Source organism: Nonomuraea sp. NPDC049646 (genome assembly GCF_044465525.1).
GTDB lineage: Bacteria > Actinomycetota > Actinomycetes > Streptosporangiales > Streptosporangiaceae > Nonomuraea.
In genome coordinates, this window is sequence record NZ_JBITLU010000006.1 from 415,794 (window position 1) to 435,198 (window position 19,405).

Sequence of the window (19,405 nt, forward strand, 5' to 3'; positions counted from 1 at the left end):
GGGTGAGTCACACAGGTCTGGCGGCCCTTGTCTGACCTCCAGGATGGGCGCGCTCGTCGGACGGGAGGTGGTACAGGCCCGTGCCGCTCTGCGCCGGTCTTCCTGGTTCCCGACGCGTACGGCCGCGGGGATGCGGTGGGTGGGGTCAGGAGTCGTCGGCGGGGAGGGTGTACATGCGGACGAACAGGGGGCGGGCGTCGGGTGGGGCCTCGTCCGCGGGGTGGCTGTATTTCAGGAGGAGGGCCACGTAGGCGTCGTGGAACTCCCTGAGCTCGTCCTTGGTCATGCGGGCGAGGCCCCGGGAGCCCTTCACCCAGTCGGGGTCGGTCTGGAAGGCGGCGGGGACGCGGTCCAGCAGGGCGCGGTCCTCCTCCAGCCCGATCCGGTGGAACTCGGTCAGGACCGCCTGGTCCTCCGGGCCGAGGTCGCCGGGGTCGGGGAGGCGGATGTCCCTGGGGAGTTCGGCGCGGCGCCACCAGCGTTCGCGGCCGGAGGAGCGTTCGGGGATCTCCTCGATGAAGCCGTACTTCTCCAGTTGGCGCAGGTGGTAGCTGGTGGTGCCGGTCTTGGCGCCGAGCAGCTCGCCGAGGGTGGTGGAGGTGGCCGGGCCGTGGATGTTCAGGTGGGTCAGCATGCGGCGGCGCATGGGATGGGCCAGGGCCTTGAGCCGGTCGGGATCGTGGAGCACCAGGGGCTCGTCGTCCTTCATGAGGAGCAGGCTAGTCCTTGAGGACGATATCTGCAGACATGTCTTTGCCGAGACCTCTCTGCAGACTACTGTCGGCAGTATGCGAAACGTCTTCACGGCCTCTGCCGCCGTCTCCCTCAGCGCCGTCGCCGGCGTCCTGTTATGGCTCAGTACGCCCGGACTGGGTCGTGCCACCCCCGCCGCCGACCTCACGTCGAGCACCGCAACGACAGCCGATCTCGTTCGGAAGGCCGCAACGGTGGGTGAGGGACGGCGCGCCGCTGGGGCTGGGTCGGGCCTACCCGATAGCGCAGGCCCGGTGGCTCCGAGCGGCCTCGCGGCTCTTGCTGGCCCGCCGGTTCCAGGCAGCCTTGCGGCTCCCCGTGGCCTGGTGGCTCCCGGTGGTCTCGCGGTTCCGGGTGACCTGACGGTCCATGAGGTGACGTTCCGCGGCAGCGGCGGGCTGGAGTTGCACGGCAGCGTGATCAGCCCGGCCGTCAGCGCGATCAGCCCCTCAGGCGCCGGCAGCGCGGCCCAGTCCGGCAGTACGCCCCAGGTCGGAGGTATAGCCCAGATCGGAGATGCGGCCCAGGTCGACCTTAAGGGCCAGTCTGGAAACACGGTCCAGGTCGAAGGCCCGGCCGGGGAGGGGCGGAGTGGCGCGGCAGGGGAGGGCTCGAAGGGGGCGGGCGGGCAGGGTCGGAACAGCGCAACCGGAGAGAGCCGGGACAACCCGTCTGGGGAGGGCTGGAACGGCCCAGGCGGGCGGAGCTCGAACGTTGCCCGTGGGCGGGTTGGGGTTGTGTTGGTGCATGGGGCGGGGACGGGGACGTCTCGGGAGAAGCTGCTGGGTGAGGCCGTCGCCTTCGCCCGGCAGGGCCTGACGGTGCTGATCTACGACAAGCGCTCGGTCGGCTATTCGCTGTTCCATCGGTCGTACGCGCAACTCGCTGACGACGCGCTCGGCGCGGTCGCGGCGCTGCGCAAGGAGCCTGGGGTCGATCCTGGCAAGGTCGGCATCTGGGGACTCAGCGAGGGCGGGTGGGTGGCGCCGCTCGCCGCCTCGAAGTCCAAGAACATCGCGTTCGTGGTGGTGGTCGGGGCCAACGCGTTACAGCCCCTGCGGCAGCAGACGTGGGCCGTGGCGGCCGGGTTGCGCAAGGCGGGGGTCGGCGGGTCGCTGGTCGATCACGCCGAGCCGAAGCTGTACCGGGTGATCGCGGACGGGGACATGTTCCCCGAGCCCTACTACGATCCCGAGCCGGTCCTGGCCGCGGTGCGGCAGCCGGTGCTGGCGATCTGGGGCGTCCACGACCTGCTGACCCCGCCCCGCGAGACGCCGCCGCTGTTCCGCGCGGCGTTGGAGAAGGGCGGCAACAGGCGGTACACGTTCCGGTTCTTCGAGAAGGCCGATCATGCTGCTCATCTGACTCCGGACGGCGGCGTCACGCGTCTGCCCGAGCTTGCTCCCGGGTACGCCGAGCTGGTGGGCGGCTGGGTGGCGAAGGCGACCTCGGGTCAGGCTCCGGTCGCGGAGGTGTCGGGTCCTGCACCCGTCCAGGCGGACGACTCCGTCGGGACGCCGCCTCCCGCGTGGTGGGAGTCGGCCTTCGCGCAGACGGCGGTCCTGGTGCTGTTCGTGGTCGGGTTCGCCGGATACCCGACGGTCGCCGTGATCCGCCGGATCCGCCGGATCCTCCGGCGCGGCGCGGCCCGGGGCACGCCGGGCAAGGGGACGGCAGGCAAGGGCACACCAGGCACGCAGATGGCGGGCAAGGGGGCTGTGGCGGCTCGGGTGGTCAGTGCTGGGGGGCTTGCGGTGGCGGTCGGCGGGTTCGTCTACCTGTTCTATCTGATGTCCACCGGCGGGAAGCTGGCCGCGCCCGGGCCGATGCTCCTCGGCAGGCCGCTCGTCTGGCTGGCGCTGCAGGCCGTGGCGGTGGCCACCGTCGTGGCGACGGTGCCGGCGGCGCGCAGGTGGCGGCGGGAACGCGCGACCGGCGAGCGGGTACGGCTGGGCCTGCTCGTCGCGGCGGGTGTGGCCTTCGTTCCGTGGGCGTTCTATTGGGGTTTGCTACTTCCGTAGAGGTTCATGACACAAGAGCGTTCTATGCTGATCCCTGCGATACGGGGAGAGGTGAGATGCAGACCCGGAAGGACCTCTACCAGGCTCATCGGCTGATGCAGCAGCGCCTGGGCATGGCGTTGCTGCAGGCTGAGCCCGATGTGCCGGAGACGCCCATGCGGCGGCTCAACGTCGCGATGTTCTGCGGCGTGCTCGTGGGCGTGCTCATCGCGGCGGTGTTCGGGATCTGGGGGCTGCTCAAGCCCGGCGGGGCGACGAACCTGACCGAGGCCGGCCAGCTCCTGGTCGAGGAGGAGACCGGCGCCACCTACGTCTACAGCCAGGAGCAGGCGCGGCTGCTGCCGACGGCGAACTACGTCTCGGCGCTGCTGCTGCTCGACGCGACCGACTTCAAGGTGCGCAACGTCTCGGCCGCGTCGCTGGCGACGCTGCCGCGCGGGCCGCTGGTGGGCATCGCGGGCGCGCCGGACAGCCTTCCGGCCCGCGAGAAGCTGGTGAAGGGCCCGTGGTCGGCCTGCGTGACCGAGCCGGCGCAGGCCGCCGGGGCGCGGGGGCCGTACGTCACGCTGGTGGGCGGGCAGGACGTCGGCGGGACCCCTGTGGGCGGCGACGCGCTGGTCGTCACGGACGGCCAGCAGGGCTGGGTGGTCTGGAACGACCGGCGCATGAAGGTGACCGAAACGGGGGTGCGCGCGCTCAACGCGCATCCCAGAAGAGTGCCCTCCACCTGGATCAACGCGATCCCGCCCGGCCCCGACTTCATGCCACCGGCCTTCGCCGGCCTGGGCCGGCGCGCCGTCGCCCCCGGGGGCGGCAGGGGGGCGATCGGTCAGGTCTACACCGTGAAGGGCATGGGCGGGGCTCCCGACCGCTGGTACGTGCTGCTCGCCGACGGGCTCGCCCCCGTCAACCTCACCCAGGCGACGCTGCTGCTCGCCGACCCGAGGACCAAGGCCGCGTACGGCAGGCGCGCCGCCGTCCCGCTGGAGATCGACGCCGCCACGGCGAACGGCAGGGCCTCCCGCCAGAGCCTCACGGTCGGCGGCCTGCCGACGAGCCTGCCCAGAACGATCACGTCCTCGGCGGCGCTGTGCGCGGTGTACGCCGACACGCAGAACGGCTCCGCGCAGGCGAAGATCACGGTCGGCGCGACGATGACCATCCCCGTGCCCGCGGCCCGGAGCGACCAGGAGCACTTCGACCAGGTGCTGCTGCCCGCCGGCGGCGCGGCGCTGGGCGGCCTGCTGCCCGGGGACGGCCAGAAGGCGTTCATGCAGACCTACTTCCTGCTCACCGACCAGGGCAGGAAGTTCCCGCTGCAGACCGGGGACCAGATCAACAAGCTGGGGTACGGCGCCGAGGACGTCACGCCGGTGCCCTACAACCTCGTCCACCTGATCCCGGAGGGGCCGGCGCTCGATCCGGCGGCGGCGCGCTCACCGGTGCAGGTCACGGCCCAGTGAGCCACGCCCCGGCCCGCCACCGGGCCGGGGCGGCCTGACCCGGGACAGCGGGCCGGAGCAGCGAACCAGAGCAGCGGGCCGGGACAGCGGGCCGGAGCAGCGGGCTGGAGCAGCCGGACGAGGTGCGGGTCAGGGTCAGGGTCAGATGAGGCCGCCGGCCGACATGCCGGGCATGCTCGGCATGCCGCCGTTCTTGCGCTGCAGCGAACCGGGCCTCTCCTCCCCGTTGCTGACGTACTCAAGGTCGCTGGGCCCGAAGTCGGCATGCGGGCGGCCCTTGTCGATGACCTGGGTCATCGTGGCGCACAGGCCGTTCACGGCGACCAGGATGCCCGCGAGCATGGCGGCGGACTTGACGTTCTTGCCGACGATGCCCCTGAGGATCTGGGCGAGCGCGATCAGGATGCCGTTGATCTGCCCCCGCATCACCACGGCGACGAAGATCGGGACGATGAAGGTCAGCCATTTCGCGGCGGCGAGGGCCGTCGTGATCGCGGCCACCAGACAGGCGACGTAGACGGCGTAGTGGTAGAGCGTGGCGATCGTGTCCATGCCGCTGGAGACGTTCTCGAAGTAGGTCGACGCCGCCGTCACCTGCTTGGCGAAGGCGTCCGCGGACGACTTGAACGTCTCCCAGGCCGGCCCCGTCCAGTACTCCTTGGTGGCGACCTCCTCGGAGAGCTTGACGACCGCTTCGCCGATGGCCTGGAAGTTCATCCCGTCCTTGCCGTCGACGGGCGCGAGCCAGTCCAGGGCCGCCTTCGCCACGGCGCCGGGGTTGGACACGAGGGTGCCGACCATGATCGCGACATTCCTGGCCAGCGGATAGTCGAACAGCACCACGGCGTTCGCGGCCACCACACCGGCCGCGGCGAGGATCAGCCAGCGGTCTTCTTCGTATGCCATGTCGTCTTCCTTCTCACTCGCCGAGGACCGGCGGCGCGATGTCCATGTCGTCGAGCCAGTCGTTCTCGTCGCCGCGCACGTACTCCGGCTTGTCCCGCTCGCGGTTCTGCTCGTTGCCGGCCGCGCCGCCCGACATGGGCATGAACGGCATGCCCGACATGCCGGCCGCGCCGGCGCCGCGCAGGCCGCCGGCGGCCGCTCCCGCGCCCGTGGTGGTCCCGCCGGGGCTCGACGAGCCGCCGTAGCCGCCCGCCGTGGGGTAATCGATGGGACGGCCGTTCAGGTTGCCGGTGCTGGGAATGGCGGAGTTCAGGGCGTTGGGGTCCAGACCGGACAGCTTGGTCTGGGACGGGTCCGGGAGCGCGTTCTTGAGGTCCGGGACGCCGGTGTTGTGGTTGAGCTGGTCCTCGATGGACGGCGTCTTGGGCAGGTTCGCGTTGATGGCGTTGGGGTCGGGCAGGTTGTGGTCGGGGAGCTTGTTGTCCGGCAGCTTGTTGTCCGGGAGCTTGTCGTCCGGCAGCTTGTCGTCGGGGAGCTTGTCCTCGGGGAACTTCTTGTCCGGCAGCTTGTCGTCAGGGAGCTTGTAGTCCTGCAGCTTGTCGTCGGGGAACTTCTTGTCCGACAGCTTGTCGTCGGGCAGGTTCATCGGCGGCAGGCCGCCGCCGGGGCCGCCGCCCAGCTTGCTCGGATCGATGCCGCCGCCGGGGGGCGTGCCGTCGCCGTACTCCTTGATCAGGCCGTCGTTGTCCTTGTCGACCTTCTCGTAGTTCTTCTCCAGCTTCTCCAGCGCCGTCTTGTAGTCCTTCAGGACGGTCCTGGCCATGGCGACCGTGTCGCTCGCGCCGTTCTTGATCTGCTCGTGGGCGTAGGAGAGGCCGAGGCCGACGATGCCGAACCCGGGGGATTCGACGTGGATCCCCTTCGTGTTCGTCTCGATCTTGCCCATGCCCGGTTCCTGGTCGGCGATGTCGCTGCCCAGTTTGCTGATCTTCTTGTCGGTGAACCGGATCGTGGCCCCGCCGAGGCCCGCCGGGGATAGTCCCAGGCTGGCGGCGGAGTTCTCCCCTGCGCCCATCTGACCCTCCCTGTCCGAAAACTGCGTTTTGCACAGTCCTGGCTACGATATCGACAAATATCAACTTTTAGCGTGAACACTTTGCGAATGATCTAGACTGGCCGTTGATCAGGATGGCAGCCTTTCCCACATGCGGATCAAGACCCTGATTGTGGGCGTGTGCGGCATCGCCGCGCTCCCCCTCACCGGTACGAGCGCGGCCGCCGCCAGCGCCGCCGTCGTCCACCAGCTTCCGTTCCCGTGCGGCGAGACCTGGACCGGCGACAGCAACGACAGCAGCGCGCACACCGGCGGCTACGAGATCGACTTCAACGGCTCGTACAACGACGGCAACGCCGACATGGGCCGTACCGTGGTGGCCTCGGCGGCCGGCAAGGTGATCATGTCGGAGTACCGGACCGCCGACGGCTTCGGCAACGTGGTCAAGATCCGGCACGCCGACGGCAGCGTCTCGCTGTACGCCCACATGAAGAAGCGCACGGTCTCCGCGGGCGCGAACGTCGCGCAGGGCCAGCAGATCGGCCAGGTGGGCAACACCTCGGCCAAGTACAAGGGCATCATCGCCCACCTGCACTACGAGCAGCGCACGTCGTCGGGCACGATCGTGGCGGCCAGGTTCAACGGCACCACCTTCGGCTACAGCCACCAGACGCTGAAGTCCAACAACTGCCAGGGCGGCGGCGGCACGCCCGCGCCCGCGAACCCGGGCAAGCCCAGCACCGGCGGCGGCGGCAACCCGTACTCGGCCGAGCAGGTCTGCGGCGCGGGCTACAAGCAGATCGACTCCGCGCCGCTCGGCAACCAGGGCCGGGTCGTCCTGCTGTACTCGGCCTCCACGGGCCAGAACTGCGTCACCACGCTGCGCAACAGCGGCTCGGGCAAGGCGGCCGTGCGGGCCTACCTGGAGGTCAAGGGCAAGGCCAGGAGCACCGACGCGGGCAGCTACCAGTACTACGCCGGTCCGGTCCGGGCCAAGGCCCTGCGTACCTGCGTGAAGTGGGGCGGCGCGATCGGCGCGAACGCCTACGACAGCCCCTTCGAGCACTGCGACTGACGCGACCGCGCGTCCATGAGCGGGGCGGCGCCTCCGGGCGCCCCCCGCACCCGCCTTCCCCGCGCGGGGAAGGGCCTGCGGGCAGGCAGGGGGCCGCGCGCCAAGAGCGGGCCGGTCGCGAGGATCGGCCCGCGGGCGCGGTGCGGCGGCTCCGGGCGCCGGGCGAGCGCGCAGTGCGGCCTCAGGCGAGCGTGCTCGGCGTGGTGCCCTCCGGGCCGCCCCACACGTCGTCGTCCTCGGCGAGCCAGGTCGAGTTCTCGCTGTCGTGCTTCTCGCCGCTCTCGCCGCCACGAGCGGGCATTCCGCCCATCATGCCGGGAGAGACGAACCCCGCGCCGCCGCCGGCGCCGCGCATGGCGGCGCCCGCCGCCCCGCCCTCGCCCGCTCCGAGGCCGCCTCCGGCTCCCGATCCCACGCCGCCGCCGTAGGGCGAGCCGCCCGTGGTCGTCGAGGGGTAGGCGCCGTTGGGCATGCCCGACAGGGACGGGTCGTACCCGGCCAGCTTCGTGGTGCCGTCGCCGGTGCCCGACGGCAGGCCGGCGGTCGAAGTCGTCGGCGCGGCGCCCAGCGAGGCGCCGTTCAGGGCCGAGGTGTCGGCCCCGCCGTACGGGTTGTCCCCCGCGTCGTAGCCCTGGATGCCGCCGACGTTCACGCCGGAGCCGTTCGTGCCGGAGCCGTCGGGATAGTGGACCGCCGGGTAGGCGCCCGCTCCCCCGTCACCCGGCATCTTGCCGTCGATGTACCCGGGGCCGCCCGGCACCGCGTCAGGACCGAACGAGGAGACGGGGATGTTGCCCGCCCCGCCCTTGCCGTTCAGGTCCGGCGCGCCCGGCACGCCTCCGCCGCCGGTGTTGAAGTCCGGCAGCTCGGGGACGCTCGGGTCCGGCAGCGCGGTCTGGACCTCGACGGGCAACTGCTTGTAGTGCTCGACGATGCGCTCGTTGACCTTCTTGAGGTGCTCGACGGCCCGCTTGTCGCCCCGGTAGAACCGGTAGAACGGCACCCGCCCGGCCCAGTCGACGTCGCGGTCCGTGCGCGAGTCGTGGTCCATCGACTCGACCACGTTGGCCTGCGCCCATTGCAGCGTCTCGCCGTACCCGTGGACCGGGCGGCCCATCTCGCCGAGCTTCCTGGCCAGCTCGCGCACGCTGGCGTGCAGCGTCTGGAGCTGCTTCTGCGTCTCGACGGCGGCCGGGCCCGTGTAGTTCTCGGCCAGTTCGGCCGCCTTGGTCTTCAGGTCGCCGGCGAAGCCGTTCAGCAGCGTCTCGGCCCGCGTGTAGTAGAGGCCGGCGAGCTTCACCGACTCCGGGTCGGTGGCGTCGATCCAGTCCTTGACCTTGTCGAGCGTGTCGCTGAACAGGCTGCCCATGAACGACACGTCCGGGGTGGAGGTGTCGACCGGGCCGGTGTTGTAGACGAGCTTGAACGTCTGCTTCTTGGGTTCGGCCATGGGTGTCAGGCCTCCCGCCGCGCGGCGGCTTCCTCGGTCGCCTGCTCGGCGCCGCCGGACGCCTTCGAGATGTCGAGCAGCGCCTCCACCGTGCTGTCGCCCTGCCCGACCATGGCGGCGTACAGGCCGCTGGTGGAGCCGGGCTCGCCGATCAGCTGGGAGTAGGCCGAGTTGACCGCCAGCGCGAAGTGCATGGCGGCCGGCCACTCGCCCATCTGGTTCTGGCTGAGCGCGCAGTAGCGCTGGAGGTCGGGCAGCGAGCCGGCGCCCTCGGGCAGCTTCGGCCCGGGGGTCGGCTGCCCCGGCGCGGTCAGGTACTGCGTCACCGGCGGGAGCGTGGGTGTCTTCAGCTTCTTGAGCAGCTCGCCCAGCTCGCCGGCGATGCGCTTGATCTCCGTGCGGTTGGTGTAGTTGTCCTTGTCCCCGTCGAGGCCGGGCCAGTTGGGGTCCAGTTCGAGCGCCATGGCCGCCTCCTTAGCCGATCACCGGTGAGATGGAGCCCTCGTGGTGGCTCCACACGTCGTTGTCCTCCTTCAGGAGGGTCGAGGTCTCGACCTGTCCCTCCTCGGGCGCCGCTCCGGCGCCGCCGCCGAACGGCATGAACGGCATGCCGGCGCCGCCCATCGCGCCCGTCCTGGCCGCCGCCGCGGGCGCGCTGCCCTGGACGTACGAGCCGGGGCCGCCGATCACCGCGGGCGTCCCCGCCGACGGCGAGGGGTAGGCGGGCTGGGTCACGAGCGGCTGGTTCGGGGTGCCGGGGTACCCGGGGGTGGTGGTCGGGTGGTACCCGGCGGTCTCGGTGGCGCGCGGGTCGCGGACGTCCACGTCCTGCGACTGGGTGGCGCGGTCGCCGGTGGTGTTGTTGTCGAGCACGGGCGGCGTGGTGCCGTCGCCGGTGGTGGCCGAGCCGCCGGTCCCCGATCCGGTGTCCTGGCCGCCCGGCCGGTCGGAGCCGGGGGTGTCCGTCCCGGGGGTGTCCGGCCGGTCGGTGCCCGGGTTGTCGCCGCCGGGGCTCTGGTCCCCTGGGCGGGGGTCGGTGCCGTTGCCGCCGTCGTGGCCGCCGGTGCCGCCGGTCCCGTCGCCGCCCGAGCCGCCTGACCCGCCCGACCCTCCGGAGCCGCCGTGCGTGCCGGAGCCGGTCGAGCCGCCCGTGCCGCCGCTGTCATGGCCGCCGCCGGTCCAGTACGCGCCCTTCCGGTACGGCGAGAGGTCGGTGAGCGGCATGTCCCGTTCGGGAGCCGGCGCCTCGGCGGGCTTCACCTCGGGCAGCTCGACGACGACGCTCTCCGGGATCTGGAAGTCGTACAGGTCGACGATGTGGTTGTTGAGCTTCTCCAGCGCCCGCCGGGCCACGTCGGCCTGCATCTCGGCGGGCGACTTGGTGGGGCCCGGCGCGGGCTCCGGCACGTGGTGCGAGGTCAGGGGCCCGAGCACCGGCGGCGTGTACGACGGCGACGGCGTCGCGGACGGCGGCTTCGGCGCCGCGCCCGGCGAGGGCGCGGGGACCGCCGTCTTCTGGTTCTTGGCGGCCTCGACCTCTTCGATCGCCTTGGGCAGGTAGTCGCGCCCGTAGAGGATCAGCGCCTCGGACATCTTGTCCATGGCCTCGGCGATCTCGTGCCCGGAGGCGTTGAGCAGCTGGAGCGCCCGCTGCGCCTGGGCGGAGGTGTCCGACCGCCAGGCGCCGGACAGATCCTTGCCGATCTGGGGCAGCGCGTCGGCCACCCCGCGGATGACCTTGGCCACCTGCTTGTAGGACAGGCCCCGGTCGTGCACCTCCATGGCGGAGGTGGCCTTGAGCCATCCCTCGATCTGCTCCCGCGACGCGGTGACCGGCTCGCTCTTCGGCCGCCGGGAATTGTCACGGATGTCGACCTTGCGCTCAGCCAACGCTGCTCACTCTCGGACCGGGTTCGTCTTGGCGTAACTGTCGGCGCTGTCCCTGATCGCCTTGACCAGTTTCTGGCAGCACTCGACGTAGTCCTGGTACAGGGCGGTCAGCAGCGCTCCGCGGCCCTCCATCGACACCTGGCCACCGGGGTCCGCGCCGGTGCTGCCGACGCTGTGCGCGAGGGCGCTGGCCGCCGGCCACCGCCCGATGTGCTCCTCGCCCAGCGCGAAGTACCTCGTGAGGGTCTCCACCGAGCCGGTGACGCCGTCCCTGTTGCCGCCGGCGCCCTGCGTGAGCGCCAGGGCGATCTCCAGGTCGTCGGCGATGGCCCGCATCTTGCCCACGTTGTAGTAGAGCTCGGCGTCGGTGTCGTCGAGCCCAGGCCACGGTTCGGGTTCGAGCCCGGCCATGATCCTCCCCCTAACCCGGCTCGGCCACCGTGCGGGTGGCCGAGCAACAAACGTCAGCCGTCGTACCAGATGGACTTGTTGCGGTTCTCGGCCGCGCGGTAGTTCTCGTTCGCGATCTGGACGGCCTTCTGCAGCTCGTCCAGCTGCCCGCGCATCTGGGCGGCCGCGGCCTGCCACTTCTGCTCGTGCTGCCGGAAGAACTGCTCGGCGCCCTCCGGGCCCTCCCAATGGCCGGCCAGGTCGTTCTTCAGCCGGGTCATCAGGTCTTCGGTGGCCTTCTCGAAGGAACCGACGATCTTGACGAAGTCGCCCTGGGCGAGCTCCATGTGCCCAAAGTTGACTTTGGTGAAGTCGAGCTCAGCGGACACCGCGGTCCCCCTCCTACTTGATGTCGACGTTGATCAGGGACTCGACGCGGCCCATACCGGCCTGGACGTCCTGGTCGGCCGCGGAGTAGACGACCGCGTTGACGCCCATCTTGTCGGCGATCCCCTCCAGGTCGGTCCGTACGTTCCGCATGGAGTTGTCCCAGTTGATCATGGCGTTCTTGAACCGGGCCGCCGCCGGGCCGAGCCATCCGGTGTTGAGGAGACCGTTGGCGGTCGTCTCAACCGACACCCTCAGACCCTCGATGTACTGGGCGGTGTCCACCACGTGGCCAGAGGCCACCTTGATCTGGCTCGGGCTTGCCCCAAAGAATTCGGACACTCGTCACCTCCGTAACGATCATTTCGGTCGCTTACCCATATAAGCACCAAAGCCCCCAGGAGTAACAGCGGGCTCAATGGCCAAGATGTAACAACTTCTCGACATGTCAGCAAACGCCCTGGTCAATCACAGGTCCAGTTCGCGGCGGATTCTGTCGAGTTCTCCCATAACGTCATCGAAGGCCCGTTCGTAGCTGGCCTCGGCCTTCCGGACCTCGCGCAGCGCCCGGTCGGGGTTCTCCAGCATGCGCATCGGGTTGCCGTGCACGCCGAACAGCTCGGTCAACAGCGCGTCGGCCTGCCGTTGCAGGTCGGCGGTCGCCGCCGCGACGGCGTCCTTGATCCGCTCCGACAGCTCGGCCGCGCTCAGCCGCATCGCCTTCGGATGGATGTCCAGGGTGCGCAGGCCCTCCTGGGCGTACTCGACGACGATCAGGTGCCCTTCGTCCTCTCCCCTGCCCACCAGGTCGGACATGGCCTTCTGCAGCTCCTCGGACTTGCTGAGCTGCTCGTCCATGGTGTTCAGGAGCCGGTCCATGTCGATGTTGCCGAAGTCCCCGAAATCCGTCACCGACACCATCCCTCCCATAGGGCACATCCGTGCGAGTTAACCACAATCAGGGCTCCCTCATGGTCACTTCGGGCGGAGCCGGCTAACCGGCCAGGCCGCGTACCCAGGCGTAGACCTCCAGCACCCCGAGCGCGAGCGGCACCAGCGCGACGATCAGCGCCCATTCGGTGATGTCGGCGGCCCTGCCCCAGAACGGCGAGGGCCTGCCGCCGGGCAGCCACACGCCCATGCCGACGACCACCATGGCCGCCCACAGCAGCCCGAGCACCACGGCCACCGAGGCCACGCCGCCCACGCCGATCCCGACGGACACGGCCACCGCGCCGAGCGCGGCCAGCCCGACCAGCAGCAGCCACAGCCGCTGCCCGACGCCCTGGAACACCCGGGCCCGCATGATCTGCGTGAACGCCAGCACCAGGGACATCGCCACCGAGATCCACCGGCCGTCCGCGACGAACAGCGCGTGCGCCCCGGCCCCGACCAGCGCGACGCCGACGACCATGCCGGTCGCGTACCGCCGCGCCGCGCCGGTGCGCTCCAGCACCGAGGCGCTGTCGAGCCGCTGGTTGTCGCCGCGCAGCTCCTCGGCGTTGGTGGGCATGACCGGCAGCGGCACGCGGGCCAGCCGGAACGACAACACGGGCACCAGCGGACTGAGCGCCATCACGACGGCCGCGCCCACGGCCGCCACGCCCGCGGGCGACGCCCCGGTCACCATGACGACGGCCGCGCAGACCGCGCCGGTCATCGAGGCGATGGCCGTGCCGAGGAAGCCCGGCACGCCGTCCGCGATCGCGGTGCCGCCGAGCGTGGCCACCAGCGCGGTGCAGGCCAGGGCCCCGAGGAGTTGCGGCGCGCCGACGGTCATCAGCCCGCCGCCGGCCGCCGGGGCCAGCAGCCCGGCCAGGAACGCGTACGGGAGGGCGGCGTAGCCGATCAGCGCGCCGGAGGCCGAGTCGCCGACCGCCCGCGAGATGGCCATCCCCACGCCGACGACCAGCAGCGCGAGCGACCCGGCCACGATCGCGGTCACCATCGGGGTCAGGCCGCCGAAGGCCAGCGCCACGGCGCCGGCGACGAGCAGCCCGCAGGCCGCCCCGCCGCCGAGCCCGCGGGTCAGGTCGGGCGACCACTTGCCCTTGCCCTCGCGCACGCCGGTGGCGACCACGTCGGCGACGTCGTCGAACCTGGTCGGCGGCAGCGACACCGCGCGCGGGCGCAGGTAGAGGATCTCGCCGTCCAGCACGCCCAGCGCGCCGAGGCTCTGTCCCAGGTCGAAGGGCGGGCCACCGAGCCGCTGAAGCGTCCAGCCGGGCGCGGTGGCGATGTCGCCGCCCAGCTCGCCCATGGCTCTGAGCAGCCCCGGAAGGACGTGCGGCAGCGGGATGTCGGCGGGCAGTGCCAGGTCGGCCTTCCTGCGCGGCCCTACCACCGTCACGTGGCACAGCGGCGGGAGCGGAGCGGGCACCTGGTGCAACGCGCCCTGCTGTGGAGGGGGGATTTCGGCCAGCGATGTCACAAACACAACATAGCGAGACAGAGTTAACTCAGACCTCAACTCGGACGTTCGGCACATCTGGTAAGAAGGTTCTTCCGAGCACCAGAAGGGCCTGTCACAAGGGTGAGCATCGTCGTAGTACGGCGCCCGGAGCGCCGCCCCAGCCCGAAGCCGCCGCGCGGTGAGATCCTGCTGGAGTCCCCACCGGAGATCCCCGAGGTCCAGTCGCAAGGCATGATGGCGGTGCTGACGTACCTGCCGATGGTGGCGGGCGCGGCGGCGATGGGCCTGATGTTCACCGCCGGGGGCACCAACGCCAACCCCATCATGTACGTCGCCAGCGGCCTGTTCGCGTTCTCGATGGTCGGCATGACGGTCGGCCAGATGGGCCGCCAGGCCGGCGAGCGCAAGGCCCGGCTCAACGGCGCCCGCCGCGACTACTTCCGCTACCTGGCGCAGATCCGCAAGAAGGTGCGCAAGGCCGCCATCCAGCAGCGCGAGGCCCTGGAGTGGAGCGGCCCGGCCCCCGACACCCTGTGGTGGACCGCGATGGGCCCGCGCCTGTGGGAGCGCCGCCCCCGCGACGAGGACTTCAGCACCGTACGCCTCGGCACCGGCATCCAGAAGCTGGCCGTCCAGCTCATCCCCCCGGACTCCAAGCCGGTCGAGGACCTGGACGCCCTGTCGGCCGGCGCGCTGCGCCGCTTCATCCGCACCCACTCGACCGTCGAACGCCTCCCGGTCGCCGTCGCACTGCACTCCTTCGCCCGCATCAAGCTGGACGGCGACCCCGCCCTGGTCCGCGACCTGGTCCGGGCCATGATCGCGCAGATGGCCGTCTTCCACTCCCCCGACGACATGCGGATCATGGTGTGCGCGAGCAAGGAGTGGATGAGCCACTGGGAATGGGTCAAGTGGCTGCCGCACGCGCTGCACCCCGAGGAGACCGACGGCGCCGGCCAGGTCAGGCTCATGGCCGAGAACCTGGCCCAGCTCGACCGCCTGGTGGGCGCGGAGCTGAAGGAGCGGGCCCGCTTCAAGCCGGGCGCCTCGCCGGACGCGCTGCCGTACCACGTGCTCATCCTGGACGGCGGGCACGTGCCGCAGGACTCGCAGCTCGGCGCGGACGCCATCGACGGCGTCACCGTGATCGACCTGTCGAACTCGGCCGGGACCGTCGAGGAGCGCAGCACGCTGCGGCTGCGCATCGACGCGGCCGGCTTCCACATGGTCAAGCTGGACCACGCCGGCCGCGAGAACACCAACCGGCTCGGCGACCCCGACGCGCTGGACTACCTGCGCGCCGAGGGGCTGGCCCGCCAGCTCGCGCCGCTGCGCGCCTCCACGGCCAAGGGCGGCGACGCCCAGGACGTGCTGGCGGTGAACACGACGCTGACCGAGCTGCTCGGCGTCGGCGACCCGACCCGGCTGGAGCCGTCGGTGACCTGGCGGCCCCGCGCGGGCCGGAACCGGCTGCGGGTGCCGATCGGCCTCGGCGCCGACGGCCGGCTGGTCGAGCTGGACATCAAGGAGTCCGCCCAGGGCGGCATGGGCCCGCACGGCCTGGTGATCGGCGCGACCGGCTCGGGCAAGAGCGAGCTGCTGCGCACGCTGGTGCTCGGCCTGGCGGTCACGCACTCCTCGGAGATCCTCAACTTCGTGCTCGTGGACTTCAAGGGCGGCGCGACCTTCCTCGGCCTGGACGGCCTCTCGCACGTCTCCGCGGTCATCACGAACCTGGAGGACGAGCTGCCGCTCGTGGACCGCATGCACGACGCCCTGCACGGCGAGATGGTCCGCCGCCAGGAGCTGCTGCGCGCGGCCGGCAACTACGCCTCCCTGCGCGACTACGAGAAGGCCCGCGAGCAGGGCGCCAACCTGCGCCCGCTGCCCACGCTGTTCGTCATCCTGGACGAGTTCAGCGAGCTGCTGACGGCCAAGCCCGAGTTCATCGACCTGTTCGTGATGATCGGCCGGCTCGGGCGCTCGCTCGGCGTGCACCTGCTGCTGGCCTCGCAGCGGCTGGAGGAGGGACGGCTGCGCGGGCTCGACACGCACCTTTCGTACCGGATCGGTCTGCGGACGTTCTCGGCCATGGAGAGCCGGGTCGTGCTGGGGGTGGCCGACGCCTACGAGCTGCCGTCCGCGCCGGGCAACGGGTACCTGAAGTTCGACACCACCGGCATGACCCGCTTCAAGGCCGCGTACGTGTCCGGCCCCCACCAGGTCGACCCGCGGCACGTCGCCACCACCGACGGCTCGGTGACGGTCCGGGAGATCGTCGAGTACGGCCCGGACTTCGTGCCCGTCCCGATGGTGGAGGAGCAGCCCGAGGACCCCGCGGCGCAGGAGGAGAGCAACAAGGCGCAGCAGAGCCTCCTGGACATCGTCGTCGGCCGCCTGGTGGGCCAGGGGCCGCCCGCGCACCGCATCTGGCTGCCGCCGCTGGCCGAGCCGCCCACGCTGGCGCACCTGCTGCCGCCGCTGTCGGTCACGCCCGAGCTGGGGCTGTCCACGGCCGGGTGGACCGGCCGCGGGCGGTTGCAGGCCGTGGTGGGGATCATCGACCGGCCGTTCGAGCAGCGGCGGGACCCGTACTGGCTGGACCTGTCCGGCGCGGCCGGGCACGTGGGCGTGGCCGGCGGCCCGCAGAGCGGCAAGAGCACGGTGCTGCGCACGCTGATCACCAGCATGGCGCTCACGCACACCCCCCGCGAGGTGCAGTTCTACTGCCTGGACTTCGGCGGCGGCGCGCTGGCCTCCCTGGAGGGGCTGCCGCACGTCGGCGGCGTGGCCTCCAGGCTGGACGCCGACCGGGTGCGCCGCACGGTGGCCGAGATCGCCTCCATCCTGCGCGACCGGGAGCGGGAGTTCACCGAGAACGGCGTCGACTCCATGAGCACCTACCGCAGGCGGGTCGCCGACGGCTCGCTCCAGGGCGACGGCTGGGGCGACATCTTCCTCGTCGTGGACGGCTGGCTGACGATCCGCCAGGACTTCGAGGCCCTGGAGCCGGTCATCACCGACCTGGCGGCGCGCGGCCTCGGCTACGGCATCCACGTGGTGGCGGCCACCGGCAAGTGGTCGGAGTTCCGGCCCGGCATCCGGGACCTGTTCGGCACGCGGGTGGAGCTCAAGCTCGGCGACGCGTACGAGTCGGAGATCAACAGGAAGAAGTCGCTGGCCGTGCCGGAAGGCGTGCCAGGACGCGGCCTGACCAAGGACGGCCTGCACTTCCTCGGCGCGCTGCCCAGGATCGACGGCGTGCAGGACTCCGACGACCTGGCCGCCGGCCTCCAGGGCCTGGTCCAGGCCATCGGGGACTCCTGGCAGGGCCCGCCCGCCAAGCAGGTCAGGCTGCTGCCGTCGGTGCTGCCCGCCGCGTCGCTGCCGGGCGTGGAGGAGACCGGCAAGTCGCGGATCGCGATCGGCGTGGACGAGGCCGCCCTCGCGCCCGTCCTGATCGACTTCGACGCCGACCCGCACTTCGTCGTCGTCGGCGACACCGAGAGCGGCAAGTCCAACATGCTCAAGGTGATCGCCGAGAACGTCGTCGCCCGGCACACGCCGCGCGAGGCCATGATGATCGTGATCGACTACCGCCGGTCGCTGCTGGACACGGCGGTCAGCGAGAACCGCATCGGCTACGCCGCCTCCAGCGCCGCCGCGCTCGAACTGGTCAACGACGCCCGCAACGCCCTGCTCAAGCGCCTGCCGCCGGCCAACCTCACGCCCGAGCAGCTGCGCGCCCGCGACTGGTGGAAGGGCTCCGACCTGTACATCGTGGTCGACGACTACGACCTGGTGGCCACGTCCAACAACCCGCTGCTGCCGCTGGTCGAGCTGCTGCCGCAGGCCCGTGACATCGGACTGCACCTGATCATGTCGCGGGCCATGGGCGGCCTGGGCCGGGCCATGTTCGACCCGGTGATCCAGCGCATCAAGGACATGGCCAGCCCCGCGGTGATCCTGTCCGGCAGCAGGGACGAGGGCTTCCTGTTCGGCAACGTACGCGCCCAGCCGCAGCCTCCGGGACGCGGCTTCGTGGTGGACAGAAGGTTCGGCTCGCGGCTGGCGCAGACGGCGTTCTGGCCACCGGCGGAGGAGGAGTGATGGCAGGACTGGACATCCACTTCGAGGCCCTGGACGACTGCCGCATCGCGGCCAAGACCGTCGCGGGCAAGTTCGGCGACCTGGCGGAGAGCTACCCCGCCGGCGCCGCCGACTCCTCGATCTTCGGCAAGCTGGCCGACTCCGCGGCCCTCGCCACCGCCGTGGACCAGGTGGAGAGCGTCGCCGACCGCGAGTTCGGCAAGGCCAAGAGCCTCGTCCAGAGCGTCGAACGGGCCCTGGACCTGGTGGAGAGCAACGTGCGGAAGGCGAACTCCCCGGCATGAGCGCACCGGAGGCGATCAACGCCCTGCCCGGCGGTCCCACGCTGGCCGCGCTGGCCGCGCAGGTGAGCGGCGACCCGGGCGCGATCCGCGGCATCGCCAAGCGCTGGCGTACGGCCGCGGGCAAGGTGCTCGCCGACTCCGGCGAGCTCGGCAGCGCCGTCACCACCGTGGACCTGGCCTGGGAGGGCGACTCGGCGGACGCGTTCGTCCGCTACATGGGGGACTACGGCAGGGCCGGGCAGGGCCTGCACGACGCGCTCAACTCCTGCGCCGACGCGCTCGACGCCGCCGCCGGCGTGCTGGAGAGCTCCCAGCGCCAGGTGGACGGCATCTGCGACCGCCTGCTCACCCGTGTCCAGAACTACCGGACGGCCAACCCCGACGCCAAGCAGGAGGACCTGGACGCCGAGATCGGCCGCCTGGTGCGCGAGGAGACCGAGAACGCCAGGAAACCGGTCAAGGACGCCAAGGACGCCGTCACCGACGCCAAGAACGCCATCGGCACGGCGCTGGGCGAGCGCGCGACGACCTTCGCCAAGATCAAGGCGGCGGGCGACCAGGAGTTCGTGCCGGACGCCGGGCACCGGTTCGACTGGCGGCGTACCCAGAGCTACACCTCGCCCTATTCGGGCACCGGCGGCAGCCCCGTCATCGGCGGCTACGGCCCGAGCGGCCCGCCCCCTCCCGCGGGCGGCGGCCCGGCGCCCACGGGCAGGGTGAAGCAGTGGATCGAGGAGGCCGTCGGCATCCTCAAGGAGCAGGGCTACCCGGTCGAGAAGATGAACGTCGACGACATCTGGATGATCATCCAGCACGAGTCCGGCGGGAACCCGCACGCGATCAACCTGTGGGACTCCAACGCCGCCGCCGGCCACCCCTCCAAGGGCCTCATGCAGACGATCGACCCGACCTTCAACGCCCACGCCCTGGACGGCCACCGGGACATCTACAACCCGGTGGACAACATCATCGCGGGCGTGCGCTACTCGATCGAGCGCTACGGCAGTGTGTCCGCGGTGCCGGGGGTCGTCGGCATGAAGACCGGCTCCGGCTACCGCGGATACTGAACCCTGGAGCCGTTCGGATCTCGGGCCGTCGCGCCGCAGGATCCCGGGACCGGGCCTCGCCCGCCCAGCGGTGAGCGAGGCTCGGTCGAGGACCGTTCTTCGCCGGCGAGGTCTTCACACGCCACGCCCGACGGCCCTGGTA

The 19,405-nt window shown here is 71.3% G+C and carries 17 protein-coding genes; 6 read left to right on the forward strand and 11 right to left on the reverse strand.

Annotated features, from left to right (window positions below; all coding sequences use genetic code 11):
- Window positions 1–145 precede the first annotated feature (145 nt).
- Window positions 146–709 carry an ArsR/SmtB family transcription factor gene (locus tag ACIBQ8_RS20450; RefSeq protein ID WP_397170383.1) on the reverse strand — a complete coding sequence of 188 codons (564 nt, stop codon included), beginning with the start codon at window positions 707–709 and terminating at the stop codon, window positions 146–148.
- A 781-nt stretch (window positions 710–1,490) separates the two neighbouring features.
- On the opposite strand from ACIBQ8_RS20450, the gene ACIBQ8_RS20455 reads away from it, so the two are divergent.
- A complete protein-coding gene (locus ACIBQ8_RS20455) occupies window positions 1,491–2,774 on the forward strand; it encodes an alpha/beta hydrolase family protein (RefSeq protein ID WP_397192701.1) in 1,284 nt (427 codons plus the stop codon).
- 56 nt (window positions 2,775–2,830) lie between these two features.
- Complete coding sequence (gene eccB / locus ACIBQ8_RS20460) at window positions 2,831–4,237, forward strand: type VII secretion protein EccB (protein ID WP_397192702.1); 1,407 nt, start codon at window positions 2,831–2,833, stop codon at window positions 4,235–4,237.
- A 141-nt stretch (window positions 4,238–4,378) separates the two neighbouring features.
- Here the strand turns inward: eccB and ACIBQ8_RS20465 are convergent, their stop codons facing one another.
- Both ACIBQ8_RS20465 and ACIBQ8_RS20470 read right to left on the reverse strand, forming a co-directional pair.
- Window positions 4,379–5,143: a hypothetical protein gene (locus tag ACIBQ8_RS20465; RefSeq protein WP_397170389.1), complete on the reverse strand. Its 765-nt coding sequence runs from the start codon at window positions 5,141–5,143 to the stop codon at window positions 4,379–4,381.
- A 13-nt stretch (window positions 5,144–5,156) separates the two neighbouring features.
- Window positions 5,157–6,218: a hypothetical protein gene (locus ACIBQ8_RS20470; protein ID WP_397192703.1), complete on the reverse strand. Its 1,062-nt coding sequence runs from the start codon at window positions 6,216–6,218 to the stop codon at window positions 5,157–5,159.
- 130 nt (window positions 6,219–6,348) lie between these two features.
- Between ACIBQ8_RS20470 and ACIBQ8_RS20475 the strand changes: the two genes are divergently transcribed.
- Window positions 6,349–7,272, forward strand: coding sequence for a M23 family metallopeptidase (locus tag ACIBQ8_RS20475; RefSeq protein WP_397170393.1), 924 nt, complete (start codon window positions 6,349–6,351; stop codon window positions 7,270–7,272).
- Window positions 7,273–7,453: 181 nt separating this feature from the next.
- On the opposite strand, the gene ACIBQ8_RS20480 is transcribed toward ACIBQ8_RS20475, so the two are convergent.
- The 8 genes from ACIBQ8_RS20480 to eccD all read right to left on the reverse strand — a co-directional run bounded on the left by ACIBQ8_RS20480 (window position 7,454) and on the right by eccD (window position 13,739).
- On the reverse strand, window positions 7,454–8,722 hold the full coding sequence (locus ACIBQ8_RS20480; protein WP_397192704.1) for a hypothetical protein: 1,269 nt from the start codon (window positions 8,720–8,722) through the stop codon (window positions 7,454–7,456).
- 5 nt (window positions 8,723–8,727) lie between these two features.
- Window positions 8,728–9,186 carry a hypothetical protein gene (locus ACIBQ8_RS20485; RefSeq protein ID WP_397170395.1) on the reverse strand — a complete coding sequence of 153 codons (459 nt, stop codon included), beginning with the start codon at window positions 9,184–9,186 and terminating at the stop codon, window positions 8,728–8,730.
- Between the two features lie 10 nt (window positions 9,187–9,196).
- Window positions 9,197–10,612: a hypothetical protein gene (locus ACIBQ8_RS20490; protein WP_397192705.1), complete on the reverse strand. Its 1,416-nt coding sequence runs from the start codon at window positions 10,610–10,612 to the stop codon at window positions 9,197–9,199.
- A gap of 6 nt (window positions 10,613–10,618) precedes the next feature.
- Entirely contained in the window at window positions 10,619–11,023 is a 405-nt protein-coding gene (locus ACIBQ8_RS20495; RefSeq protein WP_397170399.1) for a hypothetical protein, read from the reverse strand.
- 53 nt (window positions 11,024–11,076) lie between these two features.
- Window positions 11,077–11,391: a WXG100 family type VII secretion target gene (locus ACIBQ8_RS20500; protein ID WP_397170400.1), complete on the reverse strand. Its 315-nt coding sequence runs from the start codon at window positions 11,389–11,391 to the stop codon at window positions 11,077–11,079.
- A gap of 13 nt (window positions 11,392–11,404) precedes the next feature.
- Complete coding sequence (locus ACIBQ8_RS20505; protein ID WP_397170402.1) at window positions 11,405–11,731, reverse strand: WXG100 family type VII secretion target; 327 nt, start codon at window positions 11,729–11,731, stop codon at window positions 11,405–11,407.
- 126 nt (window positions 11,732–11,857) lie between these two features.
- Window positions 11,858–12,301, reverse strand: coding sequence for a YbaB/EbfC family DNA-binding protein (locus ACIBQ8_RS20510; RefSeq protein ID WP_397170403.1), 444 nt, complete (start codon window positions 12,299–12,301; stop codon window positions 11,858–11,860).
- Window positions 12,302–12,383: 82 nt separating this feature from the next.
- On the reverse strand, window positions 12,384–13,739 hold the full coding sequence (gene eccD / locus ACIBQ8_RS20515; RefSeq protein ID WP_397192706.1) for a type VII secretion integral membrane protein EccD: 1,356 nt from the start codon (window positions 13,737–13,739) through the stop codon (window positions 12,384–12,386).
- Window positions 13,740–13,922: 183 nt separating this feature from the next.
- On the opposite strand from eccD, the gene eccCa reads away from it, so the two are divergent.
- Genes eccCa through ACIBQ8_RS20530 form a run of 3 tightly spaced genes read left to right on the forward strand, consistent with a single transcriptional unit; the run spans window position 13,923 to window position 19,263 of the window.
- Window positions 13,923–17,912, forward strand: a complete 3,990-nt coding sequence (gene eccCa / locus ACIBQ8_RS20520) for a type VII secretion protein EccCa (RefSeq protein ID WP_397170406.1) — start codon at window positions 13,923–13,925, stop codon at window positions 17,910–17,912.
- Complete coding sequence (locus ACIBQ8_RS20525) at window positions 17,912–18,196, forward strand: hypothetical protein (RefSeq protein WP_397170407.1); 285 nt, start codon at window positions 17,912–17,914, stop codon at window positions 18,194–18,196. Before eccCa ends, ACIBQ8_RS20525 begins: the two co-directional genes overlap by 1 nt.
- The gene (locus tag ACIBQ8_RS20530) at window positions 18,193–19,263 is read left to right on the forward strand and encodes a transglycosylase SLT domain-containing protein (protein ID WP_397170409.1); all 1,071 of its coding nucleotides are present in this window, start codon (window positions 18,193–18,195) and stop codon (window positions 19,261–19,263) included. The genes ACIBQ8_RS20525 and ACIBQ8_RS20530 overlap by 4 nt, the downstream gene beginning before the upstream one ends.
- The last annotated feature ends 142 nt before the right edge of the window (window positions 19,264–19,405 follow it).